The 20,380-nt window shown below is 70.0% G+C and carries 16 protein-coding genes, 1 pseudogene and 2 CRISPR repeat arrays; of the genes and pseudogenes, 2 read left to right on the forward strand and 15 right to left on the reverse strand.

Annotated elements, in window-relative coordinates:
- Positions 1-71 precede the first annotated feature (71 nt).
- From OG245_RS19190 to OG245_RS19260, 15 genes and pseudogenes are all read right to left on the reverse strand, one after another.
- Complete coding sequence (locus tag OG245_RS19190; RefSeq protein ID WP_018958648.1) at positions 72-938, reverse strand: RNA polymerase sigma factor SigF; 867 nt, start codon at positions 936-938, stop codon at positions 72-74.
- 234 nt (positions 939-1,172) lie between these two features.
- Complete coding sequence (locus OG245_RS19195; RefSeq protein WP_371624722.1) at positions 1,173-2,036, reverse strand: RNA polymerase sigma factor SigF; 864 nt, start codon at positions 2,034-2,036, stop codon at positions 1,173-1,175.
- A 221-nt stretch (positions 2,037-2,257) separates the two neighbouring features.
- Complete coding sequence (locus OG245_RS19200; protein WP_371624723.1) at positions 2,258-2,551, reverse strand: Dabb family protein; 294 nt, start codon at positions 2,549-2,551, stop codon at positions 2,258-2,260.
- Positions 2,552-2,561: 10 nt separating this feature from the next.
- Entirely contained in the window at positions 2,562-2,726 is a 165-nt protein-coding gene (locus OG245_RS19205) for a hypothetical protein (protein WP_007446295.1), read from the reverse strand.
- Between the two features lie 342 nt (positions 2,727-3,068).
- Positions 3,069-3,638 carry a Uma2 family endonuclease gene (locus OG245_RS19210; RefSeq protein WP_371624724.1) on the reverse strand — a complete coding sequence of 190 codons (570 nt, stop codon included), beginning with the start codon at positions 3,636-3,638 and terminating at the stop codon, positions 3,069-3,071.
- A 555-nt stretch (positions 3,639-4,193) separates the two neighbouring features.
- Positions 4,194-4,559, reverse strand: a complete 366-nt coding sequence (gene cas2e, locus OG245_RS19215) for a type I-E CRISPR-associated endoribonuclease Cas2e (protein WP_371624725.1) — start codon at positions 4,557-4,559, stop codon at positions 4,194-4,196.
- Positions 4,556-5,515: a type I-E CRISPR-associated endonuclease Cas1e gene (cas1e, locus tag OG245_RS19220; RefSeq protein ID WP_371624726.1), complete on the reverse strand. Its 960-nt coding sequence runs from the start codon at positions 5,513-5,515 to the stop codon at positions 4,556-4,558. Before cas1e ends, cas2e begins: the two co-directional genes overlap by 4 nt.
- Positions 5,512-6,246 (reverse strand): type I-E CRISPR-associated protein Cas6/Cse3/CasE, encoded by a 735-nt coding sequence (cas6e, locus tag OG245_RS19225; RefSeq protein ID WP_371624727.1) that lies wholly within the window; start codon positions 6,244-6,246, stop codon positions 5,512-5,514. Before cas6e ends, cas1e begins: the two co-directional genes overlap by 4 nt.
- Positions 6,246-7,043: a type I-E CRISPR-associated protein Cas5/CasD gene (gene cas5e / locus OG245_RS19230; protein WP_371624728.1), complete on the reverse strand. Its 798-nt coding sequence runs from the start codon at positions 7,041-7,043 to the stop codon at positions 6,246-6,248. The genes cas6e and cas5e overlap by 1 nt, the downstream gene beginning before the upstream one ends.
- On the reverse strand, positions 7,040-8,299 hold the full coding sequence (gene cas7e / locus OG245_RS19235; protein WP_371627924.1) for a type I-E CRISPR-associated protein Cas7/Cse4/CasC: 1,260 nt from the start codon (positions 8,297-8,299) through the stop codon (positions 7,040-7,042). Before cas7e ends, cas5e begins: the two co-directional genes overlap by 4 nt.
- 87 nt (positions 8,300-8,386) lie before the next feature.
- Positions 8,387-9,220: a type I-E CRISPR-associated protein Cse2/CasB gene (casB, locus tag OG245_RS19240; protein WP_371624729.1), complete on the reverse strand. Its 834-nt coding sequence runs from the start codon at positions 9,218-9,220 to the stop codon at positions 8,387-8,389.
- A complete protein-coding gene (casA, locus tag OG245_RS19245) occupies positions 9,217-13,878 on the reverse strand; it encodes a type I-E CRISPR-associated protein Cse1/CasA (protein ID WP_371624730.1) in 4,662 nt (1,553 codons plus the stop codon). The genes casB and casA overlap by 4 nt, the downstream gene beginning before the upstream one ends.
- A 397-nt stretch (positions 13,879-14,275) precedes the next feature.
- Positions 14,276-14,669: direct repeats of the CRISPR family, unit length 27 nt; unit sequence GGGACCACCCCCGCGTGCGCGGGGACC.
- Between the two features lie 13 nt (positions 14,670-14,682).
- Positions 14,683-15,504: a CRISPR direct-repeat array (repeat unit 29 nt; unit sequence GGGACCATCCCCGCGTGCGCGGGGACCAC).
- Between the two features lie 267 nt (positions 15,505-15,771).
- Entirely contained in the window at positions 15,772-16,863 is a 1,092-nt protein-coding gene (locus tag OG245_RS19250) for a MarR family transcriptional regulator (RefSeq protein WP_371624731.1), read from the reverse strand.
- 359 nt (positions 16,864-17,222) lie between these two features.
- Positions 17,223-17,808 (reverse strand): annotated as a pseudogene (locus OG245_RS19255) (HD family hydrolase).
- A 46-nt stretch (positions 17,809-17,854) separates the two neighbouring features.
- On the reverse strand, positions 17,855-18,169 hold the full coding sequence (locus OG245_RS19260; RefSeq protein ID WP_371624732.1) for a 4a-hydroxytetrahydrobiopterin dehydratase: 315 nt from the start codon (positions 18,167-18,169) through the stop codon (positions 17,855-17,857).
- Positions 18,170-18,300: 131 nt separating this feature from the next.
- Between OG245_RS19260 and OG245_RS19265 the strand changes: the two genes are divergently transcribed.
- On the forward strand, positions 18,301-18,936 hold the full coding sequence (locus OG245_RS19265; protein ID WP_371624733.1) for an HAD family hydrolase: 636 nt from the start codon (positions 18,301-18,303) through the stop codon (positions 18,934-18,936).
- Between the two features lie 47 nt (positions 18,937-18,983).
- A complete protein-coding gene (locus OG245_RS19270; protein ID WP_371624734.1) occupies positions 18,984-20,168 on the forward strand; it encodes a helix-turn-helix domain-containing protein in 1,185 nt (394 codons plus the stop codon).
- The last annotated feature ends 212 nt before the right edge of the window (positions 20,169-20,380 follow it).

Below are 20,380 nucleotides of genomic sequence, written 5' to 3' on the forward strand. Positions count from 1 at the left end.
GCTGACGGTCCGTCAAATCTGAACCCTGGTGCAGGGACCGGCGGAGTCCGGCCGAACTCCGCCGACCGGCCTCAGTCCGCGATGAGTCCTTCCCTGAGCTGCGCGAGCGTGCGGGTCAGCAGCCGGGAGACGTGCATCTGGGAGATGCCGACCTCTTCGCCGATCTGGGACTGCGTCATGTTCGCGAAGAACCGCAGCATGATGATCTGGCGCTCGCGCGGGGCGAGCTTGGCCAGCAGCGGCTTGAGCGACTCGCGGTACTCGACGCCCTCCAGCGCCGAGTCCTCGTACCCGAGGCGGTCCGCGAGGGAGCCCTCGCCGCCGTCGTCCTCGGGGGAGGGGGAGTCCAGGGAGGAGGCGGTGTAGGCGTTGCCGACGGCGAGGCCGTCGACCACGTCCTCCTCGGAGACCCCGAGCGCGCGGGCCAGCTCCGGCACGGTCGGCGAGCGGTCGAGCTTCTGCGCGAGCTCGTCGCTGGTCTTGGTCAGGGCGAGCCGCAGCTCCTGGAGGCGACGGGGGACCCGCACGGACCAGGAGGTGTCGCGGAAGAAGCGCTTGATCTCGCCGACGACGGTGGGCATCGCGAACGTCGGGAATTCGACGCCCCGTTCGCAGTCGAACCGGTCGATCGCCTTGATCAGGCCGATCGTGCCGACCTGGACGATGTCCTCCATCGGCTCGTTGCGGCTGCGGAACCGCGCCGCGGCGTACCGCACCAGCGGGAGGTTCAGTTCGATCAGCGTGTCCCGCACGTAGGTCCGCTCCGGACTGTCCGTTCCCTCGGGGCCCGAGGCGGGGCCGAGCGCGGCGAGCCGCAGGAACAGGGAGCGGGACAGCGTGCGGGTGTCGATGGCTTCCGGCGAGCTGGTGAGCACGGCGGGTGCCGGCACGCTCTTCGTGAGCGTGAGCACCTTCGAGCTGCCCTGTTCTTCGGACATGCCACCCCCTTGAGGTCGCGGACGGTCGCGGTGGCCGCGACCATCGGAGGAACGCAGCCTCCACCTGAATACCGGAGGCGGGGCTGCGGCAAACGCGCTTCGAGCAGAATGTCACATGTCGGCAACACGCTGTAGTGACATGTCGACAAGTCAGCGCCGAATCCGCCCTGGAAACAGGGGGTGTAGGCCTTTTATGCCGTCAGAACTGCTCTCTGGACGGTCTACCCGTTCCGGTTACGCCTCGATCCTGTTTGCGGATCTCAGTCGGGCGAAACTTCTGGCGAGAAGCCTTGACACATGCATCTGGGAAACGCCCAGTTCCGCGCTGATCTGAGACTGGGTCAAGTTGCTGTAGTAGCGCAGGAGGAGGATGCGCTGCTCGCGCTCGGGGAGCTGGACGAGGAGGTGCCGGACGAGGTCGCGGTGTTCGACGCCCGCGAGTGCGGGGTCCTCGTAGCCGAGCCGGTCGAGGAGGCCGGGCAGTCCGTCGCCTTCCTGGGCCGCCTCCAGGGAGGTGGCGTGGTACGAACGCCCCGCCTCGATGCAGGCGAGGACTTCGTCCTCGGAGATCCTCAGCCGCTCGGCGATCTCGGCGGTGGTCGGGGACCGGCCGTGGGCGGTCGTCAGGTCCTCGGTGGCGCCGGTGACCTGGACCCACAGCTCGTGGAGCCGGCGGGGGACGTGGACGGTGCGCACGTTGTCGCGGAAGTACCGCTTGATCTCGCCGACCACGGTGGGCATCGCGAACGTCGGGAACTGGACCCCGCGGTCCGGGTCGAACCGGTCGATGGCGTTGATCAGGCCGATGGTGCCGACCTGGACGACATCCTCCATCGGTTCGTTGCGGCTGCGGAACCGCGCCGCGGCGTACCGCACGAGGGGCAGGTTCGCCTCGATGAGGGCGGCCCGGACCCGGCGGTGCTCCGGAGAGCCCGCCTCCAGGTTCTTGAGCTGGCCGAAGAGGACCTGCGTGAGCGCCCTGGTATCGGCACCGCGGGCCCTGGCGGGCCTGTCCGAGGGGTCCGGGGTCTCGGTCTGGATGTCCTCGGCCCGGACGGTCTGCGCGGTCTGGACGGTCTGTGCGGTCTGGGGAGGCACTTGAGGCGCTGTACTGGCCGGCACGGTGACGCCACCCCTTCGCGGTCAACTACGGTCAACTCATCCGTCAAAAGCGGTCATAGCATCACAAGACATGTCCACTGTGTGCAAGCACCTCATAGTGCCGTGTTGAGGTCATAAGGGTTTAAAAAGAACAAAGAAACCCCTCGCCTGACAGGCGAGGGGTCGCTGGAACCGGGACGAACCGGTGCCGGGGGGCGTCAGAAGGGATAGTCGGCGATCACCCAAGTGGCGAATTCCCGCCACTGTCCCGCGGCGGCCTGGTGGGCCGGGTGCTCGATGTACCGCTTGAGCGCGTCCTCGTCGGCGACGGCGGAGTTGATGGCGTAGTCGTACGCGATCGGCCGGTCGGTGATGTTCCAGGCGCACTCCCAGAACTCCAGCTCCGGAACCCGCCCCTCCAGCTCCCGGAAGGCCAGGTCCCCGGCGACGACCCGCGGGTCGTCCCGCTCGACGCCCTCGTTCAGCTTGAAAAGGACCAGGTGGCGGATCATCGCACTACTCCTACTTCACCAGCTCTGACATGAAGTCACCGACGCTCTGCGCGGCGGTGGAAATGCCCTCGAACCCTACCTGGACCAGCTCGGCGGCCCGCTGCGGAGACATGATGATCGTGTACAGCACGAAGACCACCAATATGTAGATGATGATCGTCTTTGCCTTGGCCACAATCCTGCCCCTCCATCGACCCCACGTGCGATCGGGCGATTGTATCCGCACGCATGGTCGTATCCGGGTGGCTGTTTCTGATCACTGATGCGGCCTTTAAGGACCTATGACCCCGCCATCAAGGTCTTTTGCCCGACCCCGAGCATCCTGCCGCGCGGCACAATGGATACCGAGCCCAACGGGACCAGGCAGGACCCGGAGGGCCGGAACAGGGCCTCTCTGTGGGGTCACCCGCCGCGCGATCCCCCCTGACCGCGGCGGAGGACCAGCAGGCCCTGTTCTCACCGGGGGAAGCGGCTTGTCCCCCCGATGCCGCTTCCCCCGACCTGGCTTTTCCGGCGGTCACGCCGTCGTTCGGACGAGCCCGCTCGTGTCGATGTCGAGGTCGAACGGCGAGGGAAGCCGCACGACGGCGCCGAACGGGTAGGGACCCTGCACGCGCGTGTACCCCAGCTTCTGCGGCTCTGAGAAGAGCGTGATGCTGCCATCGACGCGGTCGACAAGCAGGTACAGCGGTGCCCCGTACTCGGCGTACCTACGCCGCTTGACGACCCGGTCCGTCTCCGCGTTCGATTCGGATGTCACTTCCACGATCAGCAGGGTCTGGTCGGGAAGAAGGGCGCTGCCACCTCTGGCCAGATCCTCCGGCACAACCGCGATGTCCGGGACGTACCAGTTGGAGGACCCGGGCAGATCCAGGTTCCCGGACCCTTCCACGCACCCGAGTTCGTCGACTCGCCTCTCGATCTGGCGGCGTACGAGCTTGGCAGCGCGCTCGTGGTCCCACGTCGGTGACACCGGTTCGATGATCCCCTCAATGATCTGGACACGGTCCCCGCGAATGCGCTGCACGGCGAACTTGAGGGCGCGCTCGGTGTCGATGCCCTGGCTGTAGTCCGGCGCACTGGTCATTACATCCTGCTTCCGTCAAGGTCCGAGACAGGGTTGTGACGCATCCCGCCGTGGCCGAGCGCAACCAGCGGGTGTGCGGGAACCACGTCTGTCACCCGTTCGAGGGCTCTGCGAGCTGACGGTCACCCCCGCGCGCGCGGGGGAAGGCCCTGCCCTCACCTTTTCGACACTGTAAAGCAGGGCTGCATCCCGCACCGCGTCGACGACCAGCGTGACGGCCCCGCCCTGGACGGGGCCGTGGTAGTAGCCCCGCCTGCGCGGGGACGACTCGCCCATCTGCCACAGGACGGTCTTCTCGGGAACAACCCCGCACGTGCGGGGACGACGAGGACCGCACCGGCTAGACGCGCTCGTCGGGAACAACCCCGCACGTGCGGGGACGACCTCGGCATGCTCGGCCCGCGGCCGAATCCGCTGGGAACAGCCCCGCACGCGCGGGGACGACGACGAGCACGGCCCGATCAGCATCAACGACCCGGGAACAACCCCGCACGCGCGGGGACGACTTCGTTGTGGCGTACGCCGACCCGCCTCTGCCCCCGAAGCCGCACCTACCTACCTCCCGCCCCCGAACCGCCGCCGTTTCGACGCCTTGCTCCAGCCCTGGCGGGGAACATCGGCCCCCGCGCTCCCCGCCTGCGGGGCGCGGTTGCTCGGGCGGTGGATCAGCGTGAGGCCCTCGTGGGCGGTCGGGTGCCAGGTGTGGTCGTGGGTTTCGAAGGCGTAGCCCTGCTCGTTGTCCGTCTGATAGGCGAGCAGGGCGCGGCCCTGGCCGGCGTACTCGCGGACCTCGGCCCACAGGAGGTCGCGGATGCGGGTGGACGGAGAGCCGAGGAAGACGCCCGGCGAGATCTCCAGCAGCCAGCGGGTGAGGAAGCCGCGGAGGCCGACGGGGCAGTTGGTGAGGACGATGACGGTCACCAGATGATCTCGTCCCCGTGGTTGCGCCCGCCCTCGACCATGACGTCTCCGTCGGACTGGAGCGTGACCCGGTCCGACGGCGTGCCGTCCGCCTGGGTCGTGTCGCGGGTGCCGTCGTAGCCGAGCAGGTCCTTGATGTCCCGGACACAGCGGTCGAGCAGGCCCATGCGGTTGATCCGGTCCCGGAGCATGCGGCGGGTCCGGGCCGCGATGTCGTCCATGCCCTCGGCCGCCGCGTCGAAGGCGGCGGGAATGGCGATGTCCGTCTTGTAGAAGTCCGCGACGTCCATGACGAACGAGCGTTCGTGTCCGGAGTGGACGAAGCCCAGCCCCGGCGAGCAGCCAAGGGCCGCGACGACGGAATGGGATACGCCGTACATGCACTGCGCGGCAGCGGTGACGGCCTGGTTGGGGGCATCGCCCGCCGAGAAGTCGTCGCGGTGGTACTCCCGCTTGCGCCAGGGGACGCCCGTACGCTGGGACTCCCGTCTGTAGCACTCCCGCAGCCGCGTGCCCTCCATGCCGAGGAGTTCCTTTCGGGTGCGGCCCGTGGTGTCCTCGCCGGGAAACCGCAGCCGGTACATGGCGCGTGCCACGTCCAGCCGGGTGCGCCGGTTCGCCCAGGAGGTGGCCTGGGCCTCGATCAGGCCCGAGGACCGGGTGAGCGCCCGGCCGCCCGCGTAATACCGGACTCCGTGCTCGCCGACCCAGGCCACGCCGGCACCGCTGTCGCCGAGAAGGGCCATCGCCTGGTGGGTGACGCGGGTGCCCGGGCCGAGCAGGAGCGTGCCGATCGTGGCAGACGGGATGTGAGTGACACCGTCCGCGTCCTCGGCGGTGATCGCGTTGGAGTCCCGGTGCACCGTGCACCGTTCCAGGTAGACGAACGAAAGCCGATCGCCGACCCGTGTGAGCTCGCGAGGAGTGGAGGCTCCTCGACGGCCGACCGTGCTCAACCTTCCCCCTTCACCCGTACCGGGGCCAGCGTCATCAGGCCGCAGCCGTACGCCTTGGCTTTGCCCAGGCCGTGGGTGAGCGTGCGGCGGAAGAGGTCCGGATCCGTGACGCGCAGGCGGCCGTCGAAGGTGACCTTGGTGATCTGTACGTCGCTGTTCCCGCGAGTCGCCTCCGACGTACGCCGGAACTGAAGGGGGATCTGGTCGCGGACGATCAGCTCGTACTCGTCGCCCTCGGGCAGCAGGCGTTGTTCCGCGGGCTTGTGAACGACCTCGAAGCCGGCCTTCTCCTGCCGTTTCAGCAGCCAGTTCATCTGGTGGCGGGGGGTCTGGTGCGCGGCTCTCTTCGTCCGCTCGCCCTCCTTTACGTACGCGTGGCGGATGTTGTGCACGGGGTTCGCGGTGAGCCTGAATCCCCACGTGTCGTTCGGGTGGAGCGCGGTGAGGAAATCGGCGTACGCGAACGTCGTCCACCCGGGCTCGTCCGAGGCGGGCCAGCCCGCCTGCTCGACCAGGTGGGTCAGGTCGGGGCGGCTGGGGCTGACGATGTAGAGCAGCGTCTCGGAGGTCCCGTTGCGGTCCACCCGCCACAGCACGCGGGGGCCGGATCCGTCGCGGGAGGGCGGGGTGGGAAAGGAGGCGTTCACCGCGCCGTGGACACGGTGCGGTGAGCCGAGCAGCCGTCGGCCCTCTGACCGGCCGGTGTTCACACGGAATCGGGTGAGGTACATCAGTCGGTCCTCGTTGCGGCGGGCGTGGTGGGCGTGGTGGGCGTGACGGGCAAGACGGGCGTGAGCAGGGATGTGGGTTCATGCGGCGGCCGTGCCGATCGGGCCCCGGCCGCTGTGGGCACGCGGGCCTCGGTCGTCCGTACGCCCCGCAGCCCGTACCGGCGGTGGCGCGGATCAAAGCTCACCGGAAGGTCCCGCAGGGTGAGGTCCGGCAGCCGGCCGGGGCCGGGCGGGCTGTCCAGCAGGAGGTCCAGTCGCACGTCGGCGGGCGGTGACTGGCCCCGGCGACGGAACGAGGCGTCACGGTGGTTCCGATACCACCCGGACGCCTCCCACGGCGTTTCCCTGAGGCTCTGCTCCAGCTCTCCGTCCAGCGGCTCCGCGATCGTCACCGGCTGCGACGGCGGACAGGAACGACGGCCCAGGTAGGGCAGGAACACCGGCTCCAGCAGCGCCTCGTACAGCCGCTGTACGAGCCCGGCCTCACCGCTCACACCGGCCACGAACACCGCGTCGGCGAGGTAGAAGCGCTCCGACAGCGGCATCGCCTTGAGCGTGCCGCTGTGGTGCGCCGTCTGGAAGTCGCGCAGCCGGGTGCCCGGTTGGTCGATGCGGACGCCGAACTCCAGCGCCGAGAGGTCGGTGAGGTCGGCGTCCCGCCTGCGCCCCTGAGCCGCGGCGAGGAGGCCGATGACACCGCTCTTGGTCGGCGCGCTCTCCGTGGTGCGGCGGGTGAAGCGGGCAGCCGATCCCCAGGACTGGAGGGGGCCCGCGAGCCGCAACAGCAGCACGGTCATGCCCCGGGCTCCGGCACGAGGCCCGAGGCGCCCCGCGCACCGGGGACGCCGGTGGCACGCCCTGTGCCCTCCGGCGCCACCCGGGCGACCACAGCGTCCCCCACGGCGGTCAGCAGCTCGGGCAGGCTCACGGACCTGCCCAGCGTCTCCAGCGCCTTCGTCTCCTTGCCCACCCGGACGACCCAGCCCTCCGGGCCGTCGGAGAGGCCGAAGCTCGCCTCCATGTCCGGCACGAACTCGGCCAGCTTCTCGCAGCTCCCCGTGAGGAAGCCGCCTTCCCTGCCCACGGCCACCGGCTCCTCGAACGCGGCCACGTAACTGACCGGACGCCGGGAGCGGAGCTTCACGATCACCGCAGCCGGAAGGGTCTGGTTGCCGAAGGAGTTGATCTTTCCGGTGGGGAGGGACGTGATGAAGCCTTCGAGGAACGCCGTGACGGCCCGCCGGGTGGGCTCTGTCGGCCGGGCATCGTCGTGCCCGGCGCCCAGATTCTCCTGGAGGCGGTTCACATCGAGTGCGGCGTAGCGGTAGAGGGTGGCGGAGTTGAAGTCGACGGTGCCGATCATTCCTGCGCCGGTTTCGGCGTTCGTGTTCTTGTCGTCGACCGCGGTGTAGTAGTCCGATTCGACCTCCACCGCGTGCACGCTCAGCGCATGGGCGACCTGGGCCGCCGCGTCCACGTTCAGATCGGTCGAATCCGCGACCATGCGTCCGAACAGGGCGATGTCCACGGAGTGTTCGGTGAGAACGAGCTGTTTGACCCGCGACTTGTTCTCCTTGTCCTTGAAGAACTCCTTGAGCGCTTTGACGTCACCGCCCCTCCCGCCTTCGATCGTCATCGCGGCGAGGGCGTCGTACTGCCGGCCGCTCAGGAACATCAGGTAGGTGGACTCGGCGGCGGGGTCCTCCACGTCCTGCTTGCTCTTTCGCGCGGGGACGGCGACCTTCGAGCCGGTCGCCGTGGTGATGGTCTCCGCGGCCAGGCTCTGCGCCGCGGCACGCGACAGCGACGGGTCCAGATCCAGGACCCGGTCGGCGAGGACCTCCACGACCTTCTTGGTGCGGATGCCGAGTTCGGATGGGTCGAGCAGCTCGGCGAAGGCCGTGCGGGTAGCCCGCTTCCACGCCTGGCTGGACACACGGGAGCGCCTCACGCCCCCGTACGTCGCCGATTTCGGCGCCCCCGTGTCGTCGCGATTCAGATTGCTCGGCGGAACGGTCTGGAGAATGTGGATGTCGAGAATCGTCCGGTTCAGGGCCACGCGTGCTCAATTCCTTTGTTCGTCGTGCGCGAGAGATGTCCTACGAAGGGGGGCAGGCCAGGGGCTTTTGAGCGCGGAGCGTCACTCTCCTGCCGCGTAACCGCCGAATTCCTCATCCGGGGCCAAAGCCCGGTCGATCGCATCGCCGCTATCGCCGCTATCGCCGGTGTCGCTGGTGTCGCGGGTATCGCCGGTATCGACGCCTGAGGACGGCTTGCCTTTCCTCGCGACCGCGACCGAAGCCGAGGCCGAGGCTGCGGCCAGGTGGAATTCGCGGCCCCATTCCCGTTGAACCCCGGCCCGGTCGGGGCGGTGCTGCCAGCGGTAGAGTTGACCGGCCAGGCGCGCGTAGTCGAGAGGCTCCCGCGCGCCGCGCAGGAGCAGCACGATCTCTCTGAGCCGTACGGCGACCGAGTCGAGGGATTCGGCCGTTCCGACGCGCACCAGGCGCTTGCGCAGTGGGGAGTCCTCCTCGTCCTCGCCCGAGGCCCCCTTCAGCCGGATCAGCGCGCGGACGGCACCGCCCAGGTGCTGTCTCGGGTCGTGCATGCCTGCGTCGCGGCCGGACTGCTGGTGCAGGGCCCACAGGGTGGAGGCGAGGAAGACGGCCTCCTCGGCGTATTCGAGGCGGATGAACTCCTTCCGGCCGTCGAGCAGCCGGGCCAGCTCCTCCGTCCCTCCGACGCCCCACAGGTCCTGCACCTGGTGGACCCGCTTTCCGGCGCCGCGCCGCAGCCGGGCGAGCTCCGCCACGGCGGCCGACGTGTCGGACAGGTACTGGGGCTGAATCCGCGCGATGTACGAGCCCGTCGCGCGGGCGACCAGCCGATGGGCGGGCAGCCGCTCGTTCGGCCGCCCGCCGTCCTGGGAAGGTGGCGAGGCGCCCGCGCCGGTCGTCGTAGGGGCAATGGTCATGCGGTTTCCTCCGAAGGAGCTTCGTCGGCGCGGTCGGCCTGGCCGGCGGCGGCCGGAGCGGGTGCTTCCGGTGGCGGCTTGGGCAGCACCTTGTTGATGCGGGTCCGGAACCACAGGTCCGCCCGCGAACTGTCGATCCAGCGCTTGCCCACGCCCGGCAACTCGATCACCCGCCCCTCGGCCGCACCTCGGCCCGCCGAGTCGAGAAGCTCATGGCCGAGGCCGAGCACGATGTGCCGGACGGTGGCTCGCCACGCGGCGCGCGCCCGCTCCAGATCGGTGTCCTCGTCGAGGTCCACCAGCCAGCGCCGGTACGGTCCGTCCAACGCACCGAAGCCCTGGTCCCGGGCGGTGGCTGTGGCAGGCCCGGCCCCCGAACCGGACGCACGCGCCAGATTCCCGGCCAGGTGCCCCAGCGCGGACACGGCCCGCTCGGCGTCGGCGACCGCGTCGACCGCGACCGCCCCGTGCAGGCGGCGGTCCTGGTGGAGCAGAACGACCGGCAGGGCGATGGCGTCGTCCACCACTTCGTCCACCACGGACTGCTGCGTCCCGTAGACCGCCCCGACCAACCGCGTACGGATCAGCGATCCTCTCGGCAGCACGCCCTCGGTACTGAGCAGGGCCAGCCATCTCACGACCCCGGGCGGCCGGCTCCGGTCCGTGCCCCGCCCGGTCGTGTCGCCGTCCTGCCGCTGGGCGTTCAGCAGGCTCGCCAGGCCACGCCACGCCGCCCGGGCGGGGTCGTGCTGACGCGGCAGGTAGATCAGCGGGCGGCCGAGCTTCTTCTCCTGCGCGGGGCTGCGGCGCCAGCCCGTCATCGGCTCCGCCTTCAGCCGGTTGGCGGGGGCGAGCGGGTCACCGTAACCGAGGACGACCCCGATGACGTCGGGGCCCTCCGTGTGGAGGAGAACCCGCCGGGACTGCCACGTGTAGAGATCGCGGGGCCCTGCCGGGCGAGGCGCGGAAGGGTCGCCTTCCACCACACCGGGCCCCGGGGGCGTCTCACGGCGCCATACGGGGAGATCGGCCTTCGGCTCCGACGTCAGGATGTCCTCATCCGTCGGAATGAGATTCAGCAGGAGGGTCTCGCGCAGGGACGCGCCCTCCGCGAAGACGCCACCGAGGCCGCCTGCCCAGCCGACGCCCTGCGGGTAGACCTTTCCCCCCTTGACCCGTGCGTCACCCTCCATACCGGACTTGATCCCGGACGAGTCGTACGCGTGGGTGTGGACGAGCCAGCGGGCGGCCTCGGCGAGACCGAGCCGATCGACACCGGGCCGGCGCATGGAGAAGAACGCCTCGCCGTTCGGCACGTCGGCCACGATCCGGTTCAGCGAGGCGACTTCGTGCTTCTGCGTATGCAGCCCCGCCACCTGGAAGAACGGCCGCTCCGGGTGGAGAAGATCGAAGCGGTCCCGGTGCCGGTCGAGATAGCCGGCGACGATCTCGAAGGAGCCCGGGGCGTTCCACAGCGCTTCCCAGTCCTCCAACTGCGCCGGTGCGCCGCCCGATCGGCCTTCGGCCTCGTCGAACGCGTCGTACAGAATCGCCAGCAGCAGTCGCAGCAGCGCCAGTTCCTGCGTCGGGAGGTCGCCCACCAGCCGACGCACCTCGCCCGCCCGCGCGAAGACGTCCCCCAGCGAGAGCTCGCCGGTGGAGCCGTCCTCGTACTGGACGGGCAGCCACGGCCGGGAGACCAGGTCGAAAGAAGGTACTAAGGACGCCACAGCTTCGAGCCCCTTTGCTCTGCTTGCGCTGCGCGCGCCGACAGGACCCACCCGGAGTCCGTCGTCGGCGCTGTAGTGGACCTCCAACCCTGACAGGTGGGTCTGACAGTCCTCATCCAGAACGAGCAGCAACTCCCCTGCGAGCCAGGGGCACTCCTTCACCTGCCAGGCCGGTACGACGAAGCGCTCCAGCTCTGCGATGGTCCGATCGATCACACCCGGATGAGTGAGCGCCCTGGGTAGCGTCAACGCGCACGCGGCGACGGTCTCGGCGGCCCGACGGGGCGGCGGGGCGTGCTCCGGCAGATCCAGCCCACCGCGACCGCCGTCGAGCCAGCTCACGGTGGTCAGCCGGCCGTCCGCGCGGCGCTGGACGACCAGGGCCTCAAGGCTCTCCTCGCTGTCCCGTACCTGCGCGCGCCCTCCGCGGCTGTCGTCCGCGTCCCCGGCGTTGCCGTCGAGCCAGCCGAACAGGGGCCGGCCCGCCCGCCGTACCGGCCCCAGCCGGAACACATCGGCCCGCTCCCGCTTCTCGGCCAGCCGGGTCAGATACTGCCGCCGGGCTTCCGCCAGTGCGGAGGCCCAGTGCGCGGGCCCGACCGGTCGTTCGTCGTAGGCGGCCTGCACCAACGGACTGATGTGGTCGGGCAGCACCAGCGGTACGCCATCGAGATGCGGACCCAGCACGGCGAGCGCCCGCAGCAAGGTGTGCGGCCCCTGGTACACGGCGAGGGAGCCACGTACGGGCGCGGGCCGATCGGCGTTCCAGTCCTCCACCCCGGTGATCAGACAGCGGGCCTGCGAGAGGCGGGGCGGTCGGGTACGCGGATGACGGTGCAGCCGCCCCATGCGCTGGAGCACCAGGTCGACGGGGGCGAGATCGGTGACCAGCAGGTCGAAGTCGACGTCCAGGGACTGTTCGACGACCTGGCTGGCCACGACGATGTGCGGCCCGGCGGGACGGTCGCCACCGGGCCCGAACCGCTCACGCAGGTCGGTGTCATTGCGCGCCCGGTCGGCTGCGATGAACCGGGAGTGCGCCACGGTGACAGCCTCCGTGCCGAAGTGGGCGCGGAGGTGCTCGGCGGCTTCGAGAACCCGGTCGACGGTGTTGCGTACGACGAGGGCGCAGCCGCCGTCCCGCAGCTCCTCGTCCAGCCGCTGTACGAGCGGGAGAAGGCCGTCGTCCAGCCGCTCCAGAACCACTTCGGCGCGCCGCCCGGAGGCGGGCTCGGGGCGGGCCGTCAGGACGGGGCCCCCGGGGGCGACGGCGGTGATCAACGGGTAGGCGTCGTCGGGCAGGTTGAGGGCATCGGCGAGTTGGGGGGTCTCCTCCCCGGCGTACGCTGCGGCCAGCTCGCGGCGGCGCCGCGCGGGCAGGGTGGCGGAGAGCATGACGACGGGCACCCGGTAGGCGGCCAGCCATTCCAGTACGCGGTCGAGGTAGGCGTTCATGTACGCGTCGTAGGCGTGCACTTCGTCGATGATGACGACCTTGCCCGCGACGGCGAGGTGCCGCAGCGCCAGGTGCCGGCTCTTGAGCCCGGCGAAGAGCACCTGGTCGATGGTGCCGACGGCGAAGGAGGAGAGCAGCGCCTTCTTGCGGCCGCGGAGCCACTGGTGGGCGTGGAGGGAGGCGGGGTTGACGCGGCGCGCGCCCCCCGCACGGGAGACGTCCTCCACCGGGCTGTCCAGGTCGACGGCCGCGATCGTCCGCCGGTCGGCCTTCGTCATCCCGGCCCACACCTCGTTGAGGGCGGCCTTGGCATGGGCGAGGACCACGGAGCGGGGCCCGTCCGCGGGCAGCTTCTCCAGCCAGCGCAGCAGTCGGGGGAACATGGCGTCGCCGGTGGCACGGGTCGGCAGCGCTACGAGACATCCTCCGGCACCCGAACCGGCAGCCAGGATCTCCGCAGCCGCGAAGGCGGCCTCGGTCTTGCCTTCGCCCATGGGCGCCTCGATGATCAGGAGTCCGGGTCCCGGCAGCTCCCGGGCGACCCGCACGGCGTCTTCCTGTACGGGCCTGATCGCGGCGCCCTGCGGAAGTTCGAACCGTTCCCGGAACAACTCGGCAGCGGTGCCGACGGGTTGATCGGCACGCCATGGCCCGGGAAGGTCCAGCCCCGCCCAGGCGGCCGCGAGCCGGCGGCCTTCCCCTTCCGGGCCCACGGGGGCCCAGGAGGCGGGATCGTAGGGGAACAGCTCGGAGGAGCTGGCAATCCAGTCCGAGACGATGACGATCGCGGTGAGCACGACCTGGACGGGCTGCGGCAGGCGGACGGACCGCCACGCGTCGAATCGCTCGTCCACGCCGGCCCGCACGGCACAGGCATCCATCAACTCGTACTGGACGTCCCGCCAGCCGCCCTCGCTCTCTCCTCCGGTGCGCAACAGCTGTGGCCGGAGCCCGAGATCATGGATCTGCTGGTGATCCGGAGGTGTGCCGTGGTGCCCGCCCGCGACGACGGCGAACTGCCCGGAAACCCGCTCACTCCACCCGAACCGCTCCGCCAGCCACTCCTGAAGGAGCAACTGCCCGGCCAGCCCGTGCGGCGCCATCCTGCGGTCCAGCCCGAACCGCTTCTGATACGGCATGGAGAGCCCGGCCGCCCGCATCCGGTCGGCGAGCCCGTCCACCTGGCAGGCGAAGGCGGGGGTGGCCTTGCCGATGTCGTGGACGCAGGCGAGGTAGACGGCCACTTGTCGCGCGTCCTGCCCGCCGTGGGGGAATGCGTCCGCGATGAGCACTTTGACGTTGTCGGGCACCCACTCGTCCCAGAGCCGGCCTGCTACGGCGGCACTGTCCGCCATGTGCCGCCAGAGGGGGAGCCACTGTTCGGTCTGCCGGTCGTGCTTGCCCCAGGCGGTGCGGGACGCTGGGGACAGACGGGCGTAAGCCGAAAGGCTTTCCGGATGATCGCGGCTCATGGGCGTATTGGACATCGTGGAAGTCGCCGACGGTTGCGTTGATCGAGAATGAGCGCAAGTGCACTCATCTGATCGAGTGTGGCGGTCGGAGAGAGAACTGCTGGTGCATGCCGCGCTCGGTGGCGGCTGGAGGCGGCGGTGAGCCTGGTTGCCGGGCTCCGTTGGTTGCCGGGTGCCGTTGGACGCGGGGCTCCGTTGGTCGACTCGCGGAGTGTGGGGGCATGGCGGGAGCGGCAGGAGAACGAGTGCCCTACCGCGAGCGGCACCCCTCGCTGAGGTACGGCGGCTTGATTCGCACGTGTTCCCCCCTCCCCCCGGCCGGGACCACGAAGAGGGCTGACCATGCCGGTCGACCGGCGGGGCCACACCCTACGATGCGGCGGACCGCGCTCTCGACGGGACCATCCCCGCGTGCGCGGGGACCACCACACCTGCGACTGCGACGTGTGCAACGGCACGGGGACCACCCCCGCGTGCGCGGGGACCGCGAGTACCCGTCCGGCACGAAGGTCTGCGTGCAGGGACCACTCCCGCGTGCGCGGGGACCGCGGGAACGCGGTCTCGCCGGTGGCTCGGGACCCGGGACCACCCCCGCGTGCGCGGGGACCACCCTGGTCTCGGATCGGGCACCTTCGTCCTCTTGGGACCACCCCCGCGTGCGCGGGGACCACAGACTCGCGGACGGGACCGTGCACGCGCGAATGGGACCACCCCCGCGTGCGCGGGGACCACGAGCAGGCAGCCGAGCAGATCCTCGCCGAGCGGGGACCACCGTCCCGTCGGCGCGGCGCCCGCGCGGGCGAGGGGACCACCCCCGCGTGCGCGGGGACCACTCCGCCCCCGGGCGGTTCGAGGTCGAGCTGCGGGGACCACCCCCGCGTGCGCGGGGACCACGCCACCGTGGTGACGAACGTCCGCCGGTGGCAGGGACCACCCCCGCGTGCGCGGGGACCACGCGACCGGCGGCCACCGATCCTCGCGTGTGAAGGGACCACCCCCGCGTGCGCGGGGACCACGACGACGACGCCTGCGGCGACGGCGACGGCGGGGGACCACCCCCGCGTGCGCGGGGACCACCGGGGAGATCACTGCATGGTGCGCGCGAGCTTGGGACCACCCCCGCGTGCGCGGGGACCACTGCCCGTACCCGTCGTCGACCGTCAGCAGGTCGGGACCATCCCCGCGTGCGCGGGGACCACCACGGCACGTGGCAGGCCGCGGCGGCCGTCTGGGGACCATCCCCGCGTGCGCGGGGACCACCGGCCCTGGTCCTTCTCGCGGGTGAGAAGGAGGGGACCATCCCCGCGTGCGCGGGGACCACGCTGTCCGACGACGCGTTGATGTGGCTGCCCAGGGACCATCCCCGCGTGCGCGGGGACCACGAGCGGGGGCGTGCTCGGGGTGATCGCGGGCTGGGACCATCCCCGCGTGCGCGGGGACCACGCCTGGCGGCCGTGCCGGACGACGAGCCGGAGGGGACCATCCCCGCGTGCGCGGGGACCACTCCAGCACGCGCGGGTCACCACCCCCGGCGTGGGGACCATCCCCGCGTGCGCGGGGACCACACGGCCAAATAGTTGCGTTGCAGGTAGAGCCCGGGACCATCCCCGCGTGCGCGGGGACCACAGTTCGTGACCTGCGGGTTTATGTGGCGGCGGGGCGGAAGTTACCCACTTCTTGAGAAACGGACATATTGCCCTCTGTGGTGCGAATGGCTTTGCTCGAAGCTTTACAGGCTTGGGGGTGATTCTGCCCTTTCCGGGGCCTTGAGGGGTGGTGTGTTGAGGGGATGGGTGGTCATTGGCCGGTCGCAAGCGGGCTTTGGTCTCGCTGAGTGCAGCTTGCTGGGGGCTTCGGTATGCCAGGGCCGTGGGACCGGCCGGACTGTGGGGGTCAGGCGGGTTTGAGTAGGTCGCGGAGGTTGTTCATGTGTGCTTTGACGGTGGCGATTTCGGCGGGGTGGGTTGTGTGCTCATTGTTTCGGGTGTGGGTTGTGCGGCAGGGGCGGCAGAGGCCGTCGGGGAGGGCTTCTGGCTGGCCTGGGCGTCCGCAGTCGGTGCATTCCATGAGGAGGCGGCGGGTTGGGGCGGGGGTGGCGGCCCGGGAGTTCTCCGTGGTCAGTTGGGGTGGGATTTTGTCGGTGAGGCGGCGGCGGATGAAGCCGAGGGGGCTGTCGACCTGGGCGGGGAGTCCTGCGGTGAGGGCGTGGGTCAGGTAGTCGATGCTCACGCCCCGGGCGAGCCATTGCGCCGCTTGCGGTTCGAGGGCGGTGCAGTCGTCGGCGGAGAGGGCCAGGCGGTGGTCGTTGCGGCCGAGGCGGGCCAGGGCGAGGTAGGCGGGAGACCGGCCGGCTTCGGAGGGGTGGGGCTTCACGGGAGCGGCGTCCGCAGCGTCCGGTGCGGGTTCGGCGTCCGGTGCGGGGGTCGGGGTGCGCTGCTGCGGTACGGCGGTGGGGTCGGGGGTCCGGTCCGTGTCGAGGCTCTCCGGGGCGGGCGGCAGTGGTTCCTCGGCTGGGCCCCAAGATGGCGGCGGTGTCATATCGGGGGCGGACATCGCCGGTGCGGGCGCTGCCGCCAGCGCGGCCTTCTCGGTGGCGAGGTAGGTGTTCCACCACTCGTTGTCGCGTGCCGTGCGTGACCAGAACGTGCGGAAGACCCAGCGGGTCTCGTCGCCCGCGCCGGCCGCGCACCGTACGCGCCGCAGGTGCCCGGCGACGGACAAGGCGGTCAGGGCGGTGGAGATGGCTTGCTGGCCGTAGAGCGGGAGTTGCTTCGCGAGGGTCTTCACGCTCATCGCCGCACCCTCGGGGAGGTGGTCGACGAACCCGGCGACGTACCGCTCGCGGGTCGGCAGGAGAGCGAAGTCGTGCCGCGTACGGGCTTGTTGGTCCGGTGCGGAGCGTTTGCCGTAGCCGGGCTTGGCCATCGGGTACGCGGCGGAGCGTGCGGGTGCGTGCAGGGCGGAGCTAGGGTGCTGGGTAGCCACGGGATCGTCTTTCTAGGGTATCGATCTTGCGGTGAGACCCCGGCCTGGTGCGACAACACCGTGTCGGGGTCGTTTGGTTCTCGCACCGTAAGCAGCCGTGACGCTGTGCCGCAAGCTGTCACGATTAGTCATACTTCCTGACCGTGACGGGGCAGGGAGGTAGGGGAGGTTTTCCCCAAACCCCCTCTTCTGCCTACCGGTTAAAGAAGGCGCTCGAACCCCGGGTCCCGCATCCCGACGCCCGAGTCCCGGCACCCGAGCTTCGGACCGGGGACCCGCTCACGTACCCCCCGGAAGAGTGACCCGACCGACCCGAAGCCCGAAGCTCAGGGATCGGGATCCGAGTTTCGGGGGGAGGGTTACTTCTTGCCCTCGCCCAGGACTGCCCGCAGCCAGTCGAGGCTTCCATGTGCCAGAAGTTCGTCGGCCAGGCGGTTCCCGGTGTCGGTGTTGGTGACCAGGCGGCTGCGGCTGTTGGCGATCCAGCGCTGGGCGTTCTCGTAGCCCTGGGCCTTGTATTCGATGCCCTGGAGCATGCACTCCAGTTTGTCCGCGTCCCGGGCGCAGACCGCCTCGGGTGATTCCTTGGCCTCGTACTCCGCGACCAATTCTCGGACTGCCGAGGCGACCACGTCGGTCCTGACGGCCGTCTGGTCGACGGTGACTTCCTGCGGGTCACCGGCAGGCGTTGACTTTTTCCCGAGGTGGTTCACGTCCCCGGCCCGGGTCTCCTGGGTGTCGTGCCAGACGGCGAGATAGGCGGAGCGCGGGATCCGCGCCCTCCAGCTTCGCGATGATCGTGGCGATCAGTGCCGTGCGCCACGAGCGCTCGGCAACGCTCTCGGGATCACGAACCCCAGCCATCCACCAGCCGGTGCGCCGCGTCTGCTTCAGCGTGCCCGCCTCGTACAGGAAGCGGCCAACCGCGGACAGGTCGTCAGCCACGACCCTCTCCTCTCACGCCTCGGCGAAGCAAATCTGCCTGCGCTGATCAGGAGTTGTGAGGGTGTGCCTGGTGGGCCGCCGCGATGCGGTCGATCCGTGCGGCCAGGTCGAAGTCGGCTGCGGTGAGCCGGTGCCCGGCGTCGTGCGTCGTAATGGCGAACCGCACATGGTCCCAGCGCAGGTCGATGTCCGCGTGGTGGCCGACGAGCCGTTCGAGGTCCGCGACGTTCACGATCAGTGCGACACCGCCGTGGTACCGAATCCCGAACGTGCGGGTGATCATGTCCCCTTCGCGAACCCAGCCCGGTAGATCGGCCAGCCTCAGGACGATCTCCTCGTCCGGCAGTGGATCCTTGCCCATCGTCAGCTCCCCTCGATCACCGGCACCGGGATGTCCGCAAGTCCCCGGCCGACCGGGGCATCGTGCCACGGAGCCCGAACCCATGGCCGGGAACATGACGCGGTGGCTGACGGTCGCCCTAGGCTCGACGTGTGAAGACGTTCGTGTTCGACATTGGTGAGACCCTCGTCCGCGACGACCGCTACTGGGGTTCCTGGGCCGACTGGCTCGGCCTGCCCAGACATACCTTGTCCGCCCTGGTCGGTGCTGTGACCGCTCAGGGGCTCGACAACTCCGAAGCGCTGAGGCTGGTGAAGCCGGGCATCGATATTCCGGCCGAGTACGCCGCCCGCGAGGCAGCCGGACGGGGTGAACACCTCGATGAGTCCGACCTGTACGTAGACGTCCGCCCCACGCTTGCGAAGCTACGGCAACTCGGGATGCGGGTCGTCATCGCAGGCAACCAGACCGTGCGTGCGGGTGAGTTGCTTCGGGCACTCGACCTGCCCGCTGATCTCGTCGTGACCTCTGAGGAATGGGGCTGCGCCAAGCCTTCGGCGGAGTTCTTCGAGCGGGTCATCGAAGCGTCCGGTGCCCCCGCGAGAGAAACCGTGTACGTCGGTGATCACCCCGCGAACGACACGTTCCCCGGAGCTCGGGCCGGGCTCCGCACCGTACATATCCGCCGCGGCCCCTGGGGGCACCTATGGGGCGCTGACGACCAGGTGAACGCGACTGCCGACTGGGTGATCCAGTCGCTCACAGAACTCACCGCGATCGCCGAATAGTAGAGGAATCAGGTTCCACACCGTCATCGCGCACGTACGGTCAGTGGGTGTCTTCCGACAGCCCGCAGGAGATCGGCAGGCGGATCGCTGCCTGCCGCCGTGCACACCGGTACACCCAAACCGCACTTGCGACGGCCTCCCATGTGTCCTACGCCATGGTCCGCGCCATCGAGCGAGGTGTCCGCCGCCCCAGCGACGAGGTACTCGAAGCGATCGCGGACGCCCTCGATGTGGATGTCACGCGTCTGCGCACGGATCACGTCGGCACGGAGCGACGTGTCCACCGGGCGCTGCCTGCCCTGTCGGAAGCGATCGCTGGTTACGACCTGGCCCTGGGACCACCCTTGCGTGGACCGGAAGAACTGGCCGATGGCATCTCCACGGCGGTGGGCTGGCGTCTCGCCGCCCAGTACGGCCGCATCGCCACCGTCATCCCCGGTTTGCTGACCGATGCGATTCGGTACGTCCATACTGCGTCCGGTGCCGAACAACAGGGTGCCGCGCGGATGCTGGCCTCTGCAGCTCGAACCGCTGATGCCGTCGCCTACAAGCACGGGGCACACGACCTCTCCGCGCGCCTCATCGACCTGATGCGCTGGGCAGCGGACCGTGCTGCGGACCCTCTCGTCCAGGCGACCGCCTCATACGTTCGCGCCGAGACGTTCTTTGCCGCCCGCGCTCACGCTGCCGGCCTGGTAGCGCTGGAGCAGGCCATCGAGGCCGCTCCGGCACCGGACGGGCGGACGCAGGCAGCCGCTCGCGGCGCACTTCACATGAGGGCAGCAGTGATCGCGAGTCGCGCCCAGAACGTAGGGGCGACCGACACTCACCTGGCTCATGCCCGACAGCTGAGCAAACAGGTCGGTCAAGAAGGCTGCTACCTGGGCACGGCCTTCGGGCCGGAAAGTGTCCGCATCCACGAAGTGTCCGTCGCGGTCAGCCTCGGACCTGGCCACGCCGACCGGGCTCTCCGCGCCGCAGCGGCATGGACACCGGGCATCGATCTGCCGGCCGAGCGCCGCAGCGGGTTCTACATCGAACTCGCCAGGGCTCAGGATTGGGCAGGCCGCCCCGTAGAGGCCTTCACCAGCCTCCGGATGGCACGTGCTGCGGCACCCCAGCACACGCGTGAGCACCCTTGGGCGCGCGAGGTCGCCCGGAACCTACGCCGCTTCCATCGCTCTGACGCCGAGAGTCTGACGCACTTCGCCCACTGGGTCGGAGCGGTCTGAACCACACCTCGCTGCTACAGGCCGTAGCAGTCGTGCCCGGCTATGGCCTCCATGCTCTACCCGTCCGCGCCAGACAGGTAGTTGAGGAGACTGGATGACCATTCCCGTGCTCGTTGAGAGACAGCGCATCGCCCGGCCACATGACGGGGCAAGCGCCAGGAAGAGCAGTCCTTGCGAGGGTGGCGACACCGCGTACAGGATCTGGCTCGGCC

Origin of the sequence: Streptomyces sp. NBC_01116 (assembly GCF_041435495.1) — a bacterium.
Classification (GTDB): Bacteria; Actinomycetota; Actinomycetes; order Streptomycetales; family Streptomycetaceae; genus Streptomyces.